At 65.1% G+C, this 14,134-nt stretch carries 9 protein-coding genes; 5 read left to right on the forward strand and 4 right to left on the reverse strand.

From position 1 onward, the window contains the following. Positions 1–39: 39 nt before the first annotated feature. Positions 40–1,161, reverse strand: coding sequence for a sensor domain-containing diguanylate cyclase (locus KNJ79_RS06775; protein WP_317153337.1), 1,122 nt, complete (start codon positions 1,159–1,161; stop codon positions 40–42). A gap of 138 nt (positions 1,162–1,299) precedes the next feature. Between KNJ79_RS06775 and KNJ79_RS06780 the strand changes: the two genes are divergently transcribed. The 3 genes from KNJ79_RS06780 (at position 1,300) to KNJ79_RS06790 (ending at position 2,995) form a co-directional block, all read left to right on the forward strand. Further along, positions 1,300–1,683, forward strand: coding sequence for a hypothetical protein (locus KNJ79_RS06780; protein ID WP_317153338.1), 384 nt, complete (start codon positions 1,300–1,302; stop codon positions 1,681–1,683). Positions 1,684–1,755: 72 nt separating this feature from the next. Further along, positions 1,756–2,052, forward strand: coding sequence for a hypothetical protein (locus tag KNJ79_RS06785; RefSeq protein WP_317153339.1), 297 nt, complete (start codon positions 1,756–1,758; stop codon positions 2,050–2,052). Positions 2,053–2,113: 61 nt separating this feature from the next. Then, complete coding sequence (locus KNJ79_RS06790) at positions 2,114–2,995, forward strand: SGNH/GDSL hydrolase family protein (protein WP_317153340.1); 882 nt, start codon at positions 2,114–2,116, stop codon at positions 2,993–2,995. Here the strand turns inward: KNJ79_RS06790 and KNJ79_RS06795 are convergent. Together KNJ79_RS06795 and bglX are read right to left on the reverse strand one after the other, a co-directional pair. After that, positions 2,992–4,572, reverse strand: a complete 1,581-nt coding sequence (locus tag KNJ79_RS06795; RefSeq protein WP_317153341.1) for a sulfatase family protein — start codon at positions 4,570–4,572, stop codon at positions 2,992–2,994. The genes KNJ79_RS06790 and KNJ79_RS06795 overlap by 4 nt on opposite strands. Before the next feature lie 10 nt (positions 4,573–4,582). Continuing rightward, on the reverse strand, positions 4,583–6,889 hold the full coding sequence (gene bglX, locus KNJ79_RS06800) for a beta-glucosidase BglX (protein ID WP_317153342.1): 2,307 nt from the start codon (positions 6,887–6,889) through the stop codon (positions 4,583–4,585). Positions 6,890–7,134: 245 nt separating this feature from the next. Between bglX and KNJ79_RS06805 the strand changes: the two genes are divergently transcribed. Continuing rightward, positions 7,135–10,203 (forward strand): TonB-dependent receptor, encoded by a 3,069-nt coding sequence (locus tag KNJ79_RS06805; protein ID WP_317153343.1) that lies wholly within the window; start codon positions 7,135–7,137, stop codon positions 10,201–10,203. 90 nt (positions 10,204–10,293) lie between these two features. After that, positions 10,294–11,799, forward strand: coding sequence for a glucoamylase family protein (locus KNJ79_RS06810; protein ID WP_317153344.1), 1,506 nt, complete (start codon positions 10,294–10,296; stop codon positions 11,797–11,799). A gap of 166 nt (positions 11,800–11,965) precedes the next feature. Here the strand turns inward: KNJ79_RS06810 and KNJ79_RS06815 are convergent, their stop codons facing one another. Further along, on the reverse strand, positions 11,966–14,131 hold the full coding sequence (locus KNJ79_RS06815) for a glycoside hydrolase family 2 protein (RefSeq protein ID WP_317153345.1): 2,166 nt from the start codon (positions 14,129–14,131) through the stop codon (positions 11,966–11,968). Positions 14,132–14,134 lie beyond the last annotated feature (3 nt).

Here is a 14,134-nt window from a genome sequence, read left to right on the forward strand (position 1 = left end):
CACCCCCGTGCGCCCCCGCAAGAGGGCGGCTTGTAGCCGTCAGGCGATCTCGATGCGGTTCCGTCCGGCCTGCTTGGCACGGAACAGCGCCTCGTCGGCGGCTTTCAGCGCGGCGCGCGGTTCGGGATAGCCGAAGACATCGGCTACCCCGCCCGAAAAGGTGATGACCCCGAAGGGCTGATCGGTCTTGCGGTTGATCAGGCGGCGGTCGGCGAGGCGCTCGCGCGCATCGTCGAGCTTCTTCGCGACCTCGCGCGGCGTCAACCCGCGGAACAGCATCACGAATTCTTCGCCGCCGTGGCGCGCGACGTGGCAATTATCGTTCGAAATCTGCGCCAGCGTATCGGCGATGACCTTGAGCACGCGGTCGCCGGCATCGTGGCCGTGGATATCGTTGATCGCCTTGAAATTGTCGATGTCGCAAAAGGCGACGCTCAGCGCGAACGGGGTTTCCTTGCCTTCGCGATAATGGCGTTCGAATAGCGCTTCGAACGCGCGGCGGTTCGGCAGACCGGTCAGATAGTCGACCTCGGCGTCGCGCTTGGCGCGCGCGAGGTTGCGGCGCAGCGATTTGGCCTCGTCCTCGCTCTTGCGCATCTCGTCCTCGGCCTTGCGCGTGCGTTCGAGCATCGCCTTGGCGAGATCGGCGAGATTCGAGACGATCTGGCCGGTCTTTTGCAGCTGTTCGAGGTCGGTCAGATGTTCTTCGAGTTCGCTGCCATAGTCGCGCGTCATCTGGTGCGCCGCCTTGCTGCGTGTCTGAAAGGCTTCGAGATTGGTTTCGAGCTTCGCCATCAGGCGGTCGAGGTCGGCCTGCCCCTTGGGGTCCGCCTCTTCGCCGCAGATCTCGTCGATCCACTGCTGGGTTACCCCGCCGTGGGTGACTGCGCGCGCCGCGACCTGACGCGCGAGCCGCGGATTGCTGCCCGAAAAGGCGCCGTGTGCGATCACCAGATTGGCGGGCGACACGTCGAGATCATTGTCGAGCAGAAAGCGGCCGATCGCCTCGATCAGATCGGCGCGAACCTGCCGGACGCGACTGGGGTTTCCGTCGGGCGGCGCGCCCGGATCGGCGGCGATGCCGCTGCGGCCGGGGCGTAGCCCCAGCCAGCCAAGGAGCCGCCCTACCGGCTCACCCGAAGATGTCGCGTGTGTGGTCATGCGGAGATTAACGGGCGGCGGGGGCGGCGTTTAAGCCGACTTTGCTCCATTTTCGCGGCAAAATTTCGCGATGCGGTGAGAACGTCTTGCTTCCGTTGGCTTTACCTTGTGCGGCGCAGCGCTTAACGACATTGGCGCATGATTTCGATCCTGTCTCTCGGCCGCAAGCGCTTCGCGGGCCTGCTCGCTTGGCTTGCGCTGGCGTCGCTCGGCGTCGTCGGCGCACCCCGCGACAGCGCGGCGTTCGACGGTCATGCGCAGAAGCCGGTCGTGGGCGCACTGCAGACCGGATCGGGGCCGGTCCTTCGCTCCGCTGCGGTCAAGATCGGCGCCGCCTGCCGCAATGGCGACGACGATCGGCGTGCATCGGGTGGTCCCGGTCCTGCCGGGTTGCCGCCGGCGATCATCCTCGCGGCGCCGGTTGCCGCGGCTCCGGTCTACGAACCCGTCGCCGCTCGCGGCGTCGCGCTCGCCCGCCGTCGCCCCTATGCCGCGCGCGCGCCGCCGGCCCGCCCTGTCTGAACCTTCGCCGGGCGCCGCGCGCGCCCCGATGACGGTGCGTCTCTTTGCGGGGGCGCAATGACGGATATGATCATGACAGACGACAAGGACGGGTCTGCTGCGCAGGCTCAGGCGGCGCGTGCGGAGGATATTTTCCGCCGCTATCCCGCCATCACGAAGGAAGAGGCGCAGGAAGCGCTGATGTTTCTCAAGCGGGGGCGTCACCTCGATGTGGGGCGGGTGACGGGCATGGCCGAACTCCAGACCAGCATCGAGGCCTTTCGGCACGACCATCGCCGAGCGCTTCGCGTGAGCATTGGCGAATATGCGATGTTCGCCGCCGGAGTTTTCTTGTTCATCGGCGGGCTGTTCTGGGTGCTTGCCGGATAATTTAGTCCCGGTCGCCGCGGGCGCCTTGCAGCGCCCGCGGCCTCGCCCTATCGTCCTTGCCATGACGATATTCCGCTTTTTGAACGGCTTGCTGCTGGCAACGGCACTCGCCGCCACCCCCGCCGCGCGCGCCGACGAGCCCCGGTCGATCCTCTTCATCGGCAACAGCTTCACCCAGGGCGCCAATTCGGCGGTGCTGCGCTATCGCGTCGATACGGTGACCGATCTCAACGGCGGCGGGGTCGGCGGCGTGCCGGCGCTGTTCCGCCGCTTTGCCGAGCAGGCAGGGCAGGATTGGACAGTCTCGCACGAATTGCGCGGCGGGACGACGCTCGCGCAGCATCTCGCCGACCGGCTGGACGTGATCGCGAAGCCGTGGGACGTCGTCGTGATGCAGGACTATAGCGTGCTCGATCCCGAGCATCCGGGCAATCCGGCGGTGACCGCGAAGAGCGCCCCCGCACTCGCCGCCGTCGTGACCCGCGCCAATTCCGACGTGCGCGTTTACCTCACCGCGACCTGGTCGCGCGCCGACCAGGTCTACAAGCCTTCGGGTCATTGGCATGGCCAACCGGTCGATCGCATGGCGCTCGATCTGCGCAAGGCGCTCGACGGCGTCGATGCGGCGTCCACCGACATCGACGGCGTCCTGCCGGTGGGTGAGGCATGGAACCGCGCGATGGCCGAAGGCGTCGCCGACCCCGATCCCTATGACGGCATCGCCTTCGGGCAGGTCGATCTGTGGAGCTACGACCAATATCATGCGAGCGCCGCGGGCTATTATCTCGAGGCGCTCGTGGTGTTCGGCCGCGTCACCGGCGTCGATCCGCGCAGCCTGGGCAGAAAGGAACTCGCCGCGCACGAAATCGGCCTCGACCCGCGCGTCGCCGAAGCGCTTCAGCGCGTCGCGGCCGAGGAGCTGGGGCTCCCCGCCGCGCCCTAATTCAGCGGCGCATCGACCGGCGGACCGTCGCTGTCGCCATATTGGCGGCGCAGCGCGACGAGGCGCGTCTTCATCGCCGCGATCCGGCCCTGCATCGCGGGGTCGTCGATGCGGTTGTGCATCTCGTGCGGGTCGCGCTTCAGGTCATAGAATTCCCACGCATTGATGTCGTCGCTGTAGAAGCGGATGAGCTTGTAGCGATCGTCGCGCATCCCGTAATGCGCGCGCACCGAGTGAAAGCCCGGAAATTCGTAATAATGATAATAGATGTCCTTGCGCCAGTTCGCGGGCGTCCGGCCGCCGAACAGCGGGACGAGCGAGCGGCCCTGGATCGTGTCGGGGCCCTTCACCCCGGCAAGGTCGAGGAAGGTCGGCGCATAGTCGATATTCTGGATCGGCGCCGCGATCTTCGTTCCGGGGCGGATATGACCGGGATATTGGATCAGGAAGGGCGTGCGCAGCGACTCCTCGTACATGAAGCGCTTGTCGAACCAGCCATGCTCGCCAAGGTAAAAGCCCTGGTCGGAGGTGTAGATCACCACCGTATTCTTCGCGAGCCCGCTCTCCTCCAGATAGTCGAGCACCTTGCCGACGCCCTCGTCGACCGCCGCGATCGTGCCCAGATACTGCTGCATGTAGCGTTGATATTTCCACAGCGCGAGGTCGCGGCCCGAAAGGTTCGCCGCGTTCATCTTGTCGTTGTCGGCCTGCATTGCGGCGTCCCACTGCGCCTGCTGGTCGTGGGTCATCCGGTCGAAGGCGCCCGGCCAGCGATTGTAGCGCAGCCGCGCCGATCCCTTCGCGACCGTCATCTTGAGGTCGTGCCCCTCATACATGTCGCGATAGATGTTCATTTCCTGCGCGGCGGCCGCCTTGCGTCCCTTGTAGTCGTCGAAATAATTGGCGGGGACAGGGAAGGTGACCCCCTGATATTTGGTGATATGGCGCAGCGCCGGCATGAAATTGCGGTGCGCCGCCTTGTGGTGGATCAGGATCGCAAAGGGCTTCGACTTGTCGCGCCCGTTCTTCAGCCAGTCGAGGCTGTAATCGGTGATCAGGTCGGTCGTATAGCCCGCCACGATGCTGCGCCCCTTCGGCGTGATGATGTCGGGGTTGTAATATTCGCCCTGGTCGTCGAGCACTTTCCAGTCGTCGAAGCCGATCCCCTTGGGCGTGCCGTTGATGTGCCATTTGCCGAACATCGCGGTCGTATAGCCCGCCTGCGCCAGCGCGCGCGGCCATACCCACGAGCTGTTGTCGAAATGCTGGCCGTTCTGGGTGAAGCCGTGCGCATTGCTCTGCCGCCCGGTCAGCATCGTCGCGCGGCTCGGCCCGCACAGCGAATTGCCGACGAAGCTGCGCGTGAAGACCGCGCCATTTTTTGCGATGCGGTCGATATTCGGCGTCGGCGCGAGCTTCGACAGCGCCGAGCCATAGGCCGAGATCGCCTGATAGGCGTGATCGTCGGACATGATATAGACGATGTTCGGCCGCGGGGCCGGCTGCTCCTTCGCGGAAGCGACGCCGGCGAGCATCAGCGGGACGGCGAGCGCGGCGAGCGAGAGATGATGGCGCATCCTTCGCCTCCTATTTCGTCAGCTCGAAATCGGCCTCGGACCCTTCGGCCGACGACGGCCCGACCCGCAGCTTGAACTGGCCGGGCTCGCTGCCCCAGCTCATGTCGGCGCGGGTGAAGGCGAGGTCGGCGTCGGTCAGGGTGAAGCTCACCCGTCGCGATTCGCCCTTCTTGAGCATCAGCTTCTGAAACCCCTTCAGCTCCTTCACCGGCCGCGTCACCGATCCGACGAGGTCGCGGACATAGAGCTGGACGACCTCCTCGCCGTCGCGCGCGCCGCTGTTGGTGACGGTGACGGTCGCGGTCAGCGGCTCGCCGGGCCGGATGCTTGTCTTGCTCAGCGTCACCGGCGAATAGGTGAAGCTCGTGTAGCTGAGGCCATAGCCGAAAGGATAGAGCGGCGTGTTCGGCGTGTTGAGGTAGCGCGAGACATATTTGGCATTCGGCTGCGCGGGGTCGATCGGCCGCCCGGTGTTCTTCATGTCGTGGAAGATCGGCACCTGCCCGACGTTGCGCGGAAAGGTGATCGGCAATTTGCCCGACGGATTATAGTCGCCGTAAAGCACATCGGCGATCGCATGGCCGCCCATCGTGCCGGGGTACCAGGCCTCGAGGATCGCATCGACATGGTCGTTCGCCCATTCGATGCTGTTCGGCCGCCCGCTCATCAGCACGAGGATGATCGGTTTGCCGGTCTTCTTGAGTTCTTCGAGCAGTGCCTGCTGGTTGCCGGGCAGGTCGAGCGAGGTGCGGCTCGCCGCCTCGCCGGTCATGTCCCAGCGCTCGCCCATCGCGGCGACGATCACGTCGGACTTCTGCGCGAGCGCGATCGCCTCGGCGAAGCCGTCGGTCTTGCCCGAATCCTCGAAGGCGTAGCTCGCGCCCTTGGCATAGGCGACGATCTGCCCCTTCGGCGCGCGCGCCTGCATCCCTTCGAGCAGGGTTACGGGACGCGTCTTGCGGTCGCCCGCGGCCGCCCAGCTGCCGATCATGTCGGCCTTGCTGTCGCCGAGCGGGCCGATCACCGCGATCGACTTCGCCGACGCGGCGAGGGGGAGGGCGCCGTCGTTCTTGAGCAGCACCATCGACTTGCGCGCGACGTCGCGCGCGGCGTCGAGGAAGTCGGCGCGATAGACGGTCGCCTTTTCGCGCGCCTCGTCCGAATAGCGATAGGGATCGTCGAACAGGCCGAGGCGGTATTTCATCTCGAGGATCGCCTTCACCGCGGCGTCGATGCGCGCGACGTCGACCTTGCCCTCGGCGACCGATTTCGCAAGGTTTTCCATATAGACCGCGCCCTGCATGTCCATATCGACCCCGGCGTTGATCGCCTGCTCGCCCGCCTGTTTCAGATCCTTCGAATAGCCGTGCGCGACCATTTCGTTGATCGACGTGTAATCGGTTACGACGAAGCCCTTGAAGCCCCATTTGTCGCGCAGCACGTCGGTCAGCAGATAATGATTCCCCGAGGCGGGAATGCCGTCATATTCGTTGAACGAGGTCATGAAGGTCGCGGCGCCGGCATCGGCGGCGGCCTTGAACGGCGGCAGATAGATGTCGCGCAGCGTCCGTTCGGAAATGTCGACCGTATTATAGTCGCGCCCCGCCTGCGCCGCGCCATAGGCGGCGAAATGCTTCACGGTCGCCAGAATGGTGTCGGTGGCCTTGAGGTCGCTGCCCTGAAAGCCGCGCACCCGCGCCTCGGCGATACGGCTGCCCAGATAGACGTCCTCGCCGGCGCCTTCGGACACGCGGCCCCAGCGCGGGTCGCGCGCGATGTCGACCATCGGCGCGAAGGTCCAGTGAAGGCCCTCGGCCGCGGCTTCTGCCGCGGAAATTCTTGCTGATTTTTCAATGGCATTCAAATCCCAACTCGCGGCTTCGCCGAGCGAGATGGGGAAGATGGTGCGGTGGCCGTGGACGACGTCATAGCCGAACAGCAGGGGGATTTTCAGCCGCGTTTCCTCGACCGCCAGCCGTTGCAGGTCGCGCGTATATCTGGCGGTAAAGGCGTTGAAGATGGACCCGATGCGCCCCTTGCGAATATCCTCCTGATAGCCCTTGCGCATCGTCGGCCCGGTCGAATCCCAGTCGCTGGTGAGCAGCGACAACTGGCCGATCTTTTCCTCGAGCGTCATCTTCGCCATCAGATCGGCGATGAAGCGGTCCATCTTCGGGTCGGGCTTTTCCCATCCGGTCGAATCGACCGGCGCCGATTCGGCCGCCGGTTTCGCCAGCAGCGGGGCGGGCGAAAGCGCGCCGGAGAGCAATAATGTCGCGAGCGTCAGGTGCGTGAGGTTGCGCGGCATCGACGGCATGATTCGTCCTTCCCAAAATATTGTCTTGGGCCTTCAGCACGGAGAAACGGCTGAAATCCACCCTTTTCGAAGCGAGCGCCATAGGTTCGCCCGTGTTGCTTGCCCCCTATACAGCGATTGTGAAACCGGTTACAAACCCAAAATACCAAGACGGGCTATCCCGCGATTCGTCGTCATGCCGGTGGCAAGGCCGGCCGACGGAAGAAGCGAGCGCGGGCGCCGGGGCTACAAAAAGGGAGGATGCCGTGACGTCAGTACAGTCTCATCACATTCATGGTGCGCGCCGTTCGCGTGCCCGCGCACTCGCCGCCGCGCTCGCATGGAGCAGCGCCGCCGGCGCGCTCGCGCTCGGCGTTGCGGCACCCGCGCACGCGCAAGTGTCGAACGCTTCGCTGCGCGGCACGGTGAAAGCCGAGGGCGGGGTCAGCCAGGTCACCGCGATCAACGTCAACACCGGCTTCCAGCGCAGCGTCGCGGTCGATGCGAACGGCGGCTATAATTTCGCATCGCTCCCCGTAGGCACCTATCGGCTCGAGCTGACGACGCCGGACGGGGTGCGCAGCACCGACGAATTCACGCTGAGCGTCGCACAAAACGCCGTGCTCGACTTCGATTTCTCGGCGCCCGACATCGCGACCGGCGGCGAAGACGCGATCATCGTCACCGGCACCCGCATCCGCACGATGGAAGGCGGCGAGGTCGGCACGAACATCAGCCAGCGGCTGATCGAACAGCTGCCGCAGAACAACCGCAACTTCCTCGCCTTCGCCGACCTCGCACCGGGCGTGCAGTTCATCACCAACAGCAGCGACCAGTCGCGCCTGCAGGGCGGCGCGCAGGGCAGCCAGGCGGTCAACATCTTCATCGATGGCATCGGCCAGAAGGATTATGTCCTCAAAAACGGCATCACCGGCCAGGATTCGACGCAGGGCAACCCGTTCCCGCAGCTCGCGATCGGCGAATATCGCGTCATCTCGTCGAACTACAAGGCCGAGTTCGATCAGGTGAGCTCGGTCGCGGTCACCGCGGTGACCAAATCGGGCACCAACGAATTCCATGGCGAAGGCTTTTTCGACTTCACCAACCAGGACCTGCGCGACCGGCTCCCGAACGAAATCTATCCGACGACGATCGACAAGGTGCGGACCAAGGACATGCAGTTCGGCGGATCGCTCGGCGGTCCGATCATCGAGGATATGCTGCACTTCTTCGTGACCTATGAGGGCAAGCGCCGCACCAACCCGCGCGACGTCGCCCCTGGGCTCGACCTTCCGGTCAGCTATTTTCCATCCGAATATCAGGGCTATTTCGGCCCCGCGACCGAGACGTTCAACGAAAATCTCTATTTCGGGAAATTGAATTTCACCCCGACTTCGCGCGATCTGTTCGAATTTTCGGTCAAATATCGCGACGAATCGGGCGAGCAGTTCAACAGCGGGATCAGCGCCTTCGACACGCGCACGATCGCGAAGGTCGAGGAATGGCGCGGGCTCGCGCGCTGGGAGCATACCGCCGACACGTGGATCAACGATTTCAAGGTCGCCTATGAAGATGTGACCTGGGGGCCGCGCCCGCTCCAGTTCGGCAACGTCACCGTATTCAACGCGATCGTCCCCGACGCGAGCGGCACCGGTACGCGGCGCGGCGACATCTTGCGCTTCGGCGGCGGCACGAACTTCCAGGACAAGGGACAATCGGGCTGGCAGGTGTCGAACGACTTCACCTACACCGGTTTCGACAATCACACGATCAAGGCCGGCGTGAAGGCGAAATGGGTCGAATTGCACACGACGCAGCTCAACGGCGTGAACCCGGTTTTCACCTATAATGTCAATTACGACCCCGACGGCGACGGCAGCTTCAACGACAGCATCCCCTATCGGATGGCGTTCGGCGCACCGGTCGGCGACGCCGATCCCAACATTACCTCCGACAATTTCCAGCTCGGCCTCTATATTCAGGACGATTGGGAGGTTTCGGACCGGCTGACGCTCAACCTCGGCGTGCGCTGGGATTATGAGGAGACCCCGGCCTTCCTCGACTATGCCCACGATCCCGCGATCGCGGCCTTCGTCAGCGGCCAGGCCTCCTATACCGCGCCCGACGGCACGGTCACGCCGCCCTATACCAATCTGCTCAACGCCAATTACGACATCAACGACTATATCTCGACCGGCAGCGAGCGGAAGGCGTTCACCGGCGCATGGCAGCCGCGCGTCGGCTTCACCTATGAGATCGACGAGGAGGGGCGTTTCGCGGTCTTCGGCGGCTACGGCCGCTCCTATGACCGGACGCAGTTCGACTTCATCCAGCAGGAACTGATCCAGGGCCTCTATGCGACCCGCACGTTCAACTTCAACAACCCCGGCGACGGCGACAATGTCTGCACGCCGAGCGCGACCTGCATTCCCTGGGACCCGGTCTATCTGACGCAGGCCGGGCGCGATGCGCTGCTCGCCGGGCTGCCGCCGGGCACGGGCGGCGAGCTGCGTTTCATCAAGAACGACCTGAAGATGCCCTATTCGGACCAGTTCAGCCTGGGCGTGCGCGGGCGTTTCGGCCTGCTCGATACCGAGGTTGGCTACAGCTATGTCGAAAGCCACGACGGCTTCGCCTATCTGCTCGGCAATCGCAATGCCGATGGCAGCTTCTTCGTCATCAATCCCGACACCGGCATCCCCGGATCGCCCTTCGGCTCGCCGCCGGCGCCGTTCGGCAGCATCATCATCGGCACCAACGGCATCGAGACGCGCGCGAACACGGCCTATCTGAAGCTGTCGAAGCGCTATACGATCGCCTCGCCGTGGAGCCTCGATGCGACCTATACCTTCACCGATGCCGAGGAGAACCGGCAGTTCGGCGAGGTGTTCAGCCTCGATTTCCCGAGCATGGAGGACTATCCCTTCATCACCTCGACCGGCGTGCGCAAGCATCGCTTCGTCGTCGCCGGCACGGTCGATATTCCGGGCGGCTTCACCCTGTCGGGCAAGTTCCAGATCGCCTCGCCCAAATATCTGGCGCGAGTCGTTTCGAGCGCCGGCCCGCCGCCGAGCCGTGACGTGGTTACGACCAAGACCGACGGCAACGGCGATCTGTGGGGCTATCGCCAGATGGACCTGTCGATCACCAAATATGTGCCGATCAAGTTCGTCAGCGACGAGGCGCGGCTGCGTTTCCGCATCGACATCATCAACCTGTTCAACGATCGAAACTACAACAGTTTCAGTGCGGAAACGGGTGCCCGCAATGTCGAGAATGTCGCCATCGACGGCCCACCGCGGACGATCAAGCTTTCGGCCGGTTTCCAGTTCTGAACCGGTCGAACCAGCGGGCGTCCGGTCACACCCCCTCCCGCGACCGGGCGCCCGCTTTTAGGGGCCAGCCCCTAATCTTTGGAGTATGATATGACCTTCCGGCTCGGGTCGCTCGCCTTGCCTTTCCTGGCGCTCGCCGCCTGCACGCCCGCCGCGACGACGGCGCCTGCGCCCTCGTCCGCCCCGCCGGCGCTCGCGCCGCTGACCGAGGCGCAATTTGCCGAGGATCTGAGCGAGCGGACCTTCCGCTATTTCTGGGACACGACGAGCCGCGAGCGCTGCCTTGCGCCCGATCGCTGGCCGAGCAATCCCTTCTCGTCGATCGCCTCGACGGGCTTTGCGCTCACCGCTTTCGGGATCGGCGCCGAGCGCGGCTATGTAACCCGCGACGAAGCGGCGGAGCGGACGCGCGATTGCCTGCGCTTCTACTGGACCGCGCCGCAGGGACCGGCGGCGAGCGGCGTCAGCGGCTACAAGGGCTTTTTCTATCATTTCCTGAACAATGCGGACGGCACGCGCCGCGGCAAGACCGAGCTGTCGACCGTCGACACGACGCTGCTGCTCGGCGGCGTGCTCTTCGCGCAAAGCTATTACGACCGCGATACGGCGGTAGAGGCCGAGATCCGCGACCTTGCGGAAAAAATCTACGCCCGCGTCGACTGGACTTTCGTCCAGCGCAGGAACAGCAGCATCCCCTCGGGCAACGGCGGCGGAGCCGACGCGATCGCGATGGGCTGGTATCCCGAACGCGGCGCGGGCGGCGATTTCGGGACGCACGACTGGGTCGGCTATAATGAAGGGATGCTCGTTTACATCCTCGCGCTCGGCTCGCCGACGCATGCCGTGAGCAAGGACGCCTGGGACAAGGGCTGGGCCGCGCGTCTCGACGAGGATTGGGGCCGCTTCTATGGCCGCGACTTCCTGCAGTTCGAGCCGCTCTTCGGCCATCAATACAGTCATGTCTGGGTCGATTTCCGCGGCATTCGGGACGCGTTCATGCGCGGCAAGGGCATCGACTATTTCGAGAACAGCCGCCGCGCTACGCTGTCACAGCGCGATTATGGCGCCGACAATCCGAATAATTGGACCGACTACAGCGCCGACATCTGGGGCTGGACCGCGTCGGACGGCCCCGGCTATTCAAAGGACAAATATAGCGTCAACGGCACGCCGCGCAGCTTCAACGGCTATATGGCGCGCGGGGTAAGTGCGAAGCGGATCGTCGACGACGGCACGATCGTCCCGACCGCGCCCGGCGGCTCGGTCGCCTTCGCGCCCGAAGCGGCGATCCCCGCGCTGATGGCGATGCGCGTCAAATATGGGGCGCGGCTCTATAGCCGCTATGGCTTCAAGGACGCGATCAACCCCAGCTTCACCTTCACCGATGCCGGATCGAAATCGGGCGCGGTCGATCCGCAGCACGGATGGGTCGCGGGCGACTATCTCGGCATCGACCAGGGCCCGATCCTCGCGATGATGGAAAATCACCGCAGCGGGCTGGTGTGGAAGGTGATGCGCAAGAATCCGCACATCATTCGCGGGCTCAAGCGCATCGGTTTCACCGGCGGCTGGCTCGACGAGGCGAAGGCCGAGTAAGCGTAAACATGTGCGCTCCCGCGAAGGCGGGGCCCCATCTTCCGGCCGGTGCCATGTTGAACCGGCCGAAGATGGGGCCCCGCGTTGGCGCTACGCGCCGCCTTCGGCTCCGCGGGGACACACGAACGCTCCTACGCGTTCATTACAGTCGATCGCCCTCGGGCCGTCACGGCGCTGCGAGCGTCCAGCGCACCTCGTCGCGCACCGGCCCCGACGGAAAGTCCGCGCGCGCCGTCACGACATTCTCGCCCGGCGCCAGCGTTGCATCGGGAAATGTGCAAATCCGGTCCGCGCAGGCAATGTCGCCGAGCGAAGCGCCGTTGAGCGTCAAGGCCACGCGCGGCGCATTGCTGTAAACCTTGATCGCGGTTTTCGCATCGGTGCGATCGCGCCAGCGGCGGCTGGTGATGTGGACGACCGGCGCATTGGACCATTGCGCCTTGTAATAATAAAAGGCGTCCTTCTTGACCTTACGATCATAGGTGACCAGCCCCTTGTCGTTGATGTCGGTCGCGTCGCCCTCCTGCCGCACCTTCGAAGCGAAATCGAACATGTTCCAGATCCACGTCGCCCACAGATAGGGACGGTCGCGCAGCTGCGGCCAGCTCTGTTCGTGGAGCCAGCTCTGATATTCCTCGGGGTGCGGGCGCCCGCCGGCATTGATCTTGTGGCTTGCCGGATCGGCGACATGCTGGGTGAGCGCGCCGCCCGCGCCATATTCGCTGACCGACAAAGGCACCGCGGGATAGCGCGCGTGCATCCGGTCGAGATGCGGGCCGAGGTCGGCGGGCTTGCCGTAATACCAGCCATAATAGCGGTTATAGCCGACGAGATCGGTGATCCCGGTCAGCGGCGGCTGGACGGGCCTGGCGTCCGGCGTCAGCGTCTCGTGCGTCGCTTCGCAGCAATCGGCCATCACCGTCGGGCGCGTCGCATCTTCGCTGTGCGCGAGCGCGTTCAACTCGCGCAGCAGCGGCCGCGCATCGGCCTTGGGATCGAGCCGCCCGAGCGCGACGTCGAGATCGACCTCATTGCCGACCCCCCAGGTCACGACCGAGGGATGATTGTAATTCTGCCGGATCAGCTCCTGCAATTGCGTGCGCGCATTGGCGACGAGATCGGGCGATGCAGTTGCCGCGCCGAACGAGATCTTGTTCACGAACGGAATCTCCGACCAGACGATCATGCCGTAGCGGTCGGCGAGTTCGTACCAGTCGGGCGCATGCTGATAATGGGCAAAGCGGACGGTGTTCGCGCCCATTTCGGCGATCAGCGCCATGTCGCGCTCATGGTCGGCGCGGGTCAGCGCCCAGCCCTTGCCGAGATAGTCCTGGTGCCGCGACACCCCATGGAGCGGCAGATGCCTGCCGTTGAGGAAAAAGCCCTGCTCGGGGTCGAAGCGGATGGTGCGAAAGCCGACCGGCACGCTCACTGCGTCGAGCGTGCCGCCTGCATCGGCGAGGCGCGTGTCGAGGCGATAGAGATAGGGATCGGCGCGCCCGTCCCAGCGGTGCGGCGCGGGGACGTCGATCGAAAATTCGAGGCCGCGCTGACCCGCCGCGACTGGCCGCGTCGCTTCGCCGATGCTGCGGCCTTCGGCATCGCGCAAGGTCGCAACGAGGCTCTGTCCGGCGGCAATGCCTTCGAGTTCGACGCGGACGTCGAGGCGGCCCGATCCGTCGCTCTCGACCACCGGCGTTGCGAACACGCCCGCGCTGCCATGATCGCCGAGCGCGATATGGCTCGGCGCGACATGGAGCAGGCGCACGCCGCGATAGGGGCCGCCGTGGATGAAGAAATCGCCGTCGAGCGGGATCACGCCGGCGGTGCTGCTTCCCGGCGCCGGCGCGCTGTTGTCGGCGCGCAGCAGCAGGATATTGGCACGCGCCGGATCGAGATAGCCGGTCAGGTCGAAGCGGAAGCGCGACCAGGCGCCCGCATGGCGTCCGACATGGCGGCCGTTCACCCACAGGTCGGCGATGTTGCCGACCGCGTCGAATTCGATGACATGACGCTTGCCGGCGGGCAGGGTGCGGCCGTCGAGGCGCAGCCGGTACCAGCCCTTGCCCTGCCGGTTGTCGGTCGCGCCAGTGCGGCCGATCCGATATTCGCCGAGCCGGTTCCACGTATGCGGCAGCGTCACCGCCTGCCATTCGGCGTCGGGCAGGGCGAGCGCCGTTTCGGGCGTCAGCGCGTCGTCGAAACGGAATTGCCAGCCTTTGGCTAGTTCGGTGGCGCTGCGGGCGGGCGGTGGCGGCGCGGCTTGCGGCGGCGGTGTCGCCGCACAGGCGGCGACGAGCAGCGCAGCGAGGAGCGTCGGCCACCGCCACATGGA

The organism is Sphingopyxis indica, assembly GCF_032879645.1.
Classification (GTDB): domain Bacteria; phylum Pseudomonadota; class Alphaproteobacteria; order Sphingomonadales; family Sphingomonadaceae; genus Sphingopyxis; species Sphingopyxis indica.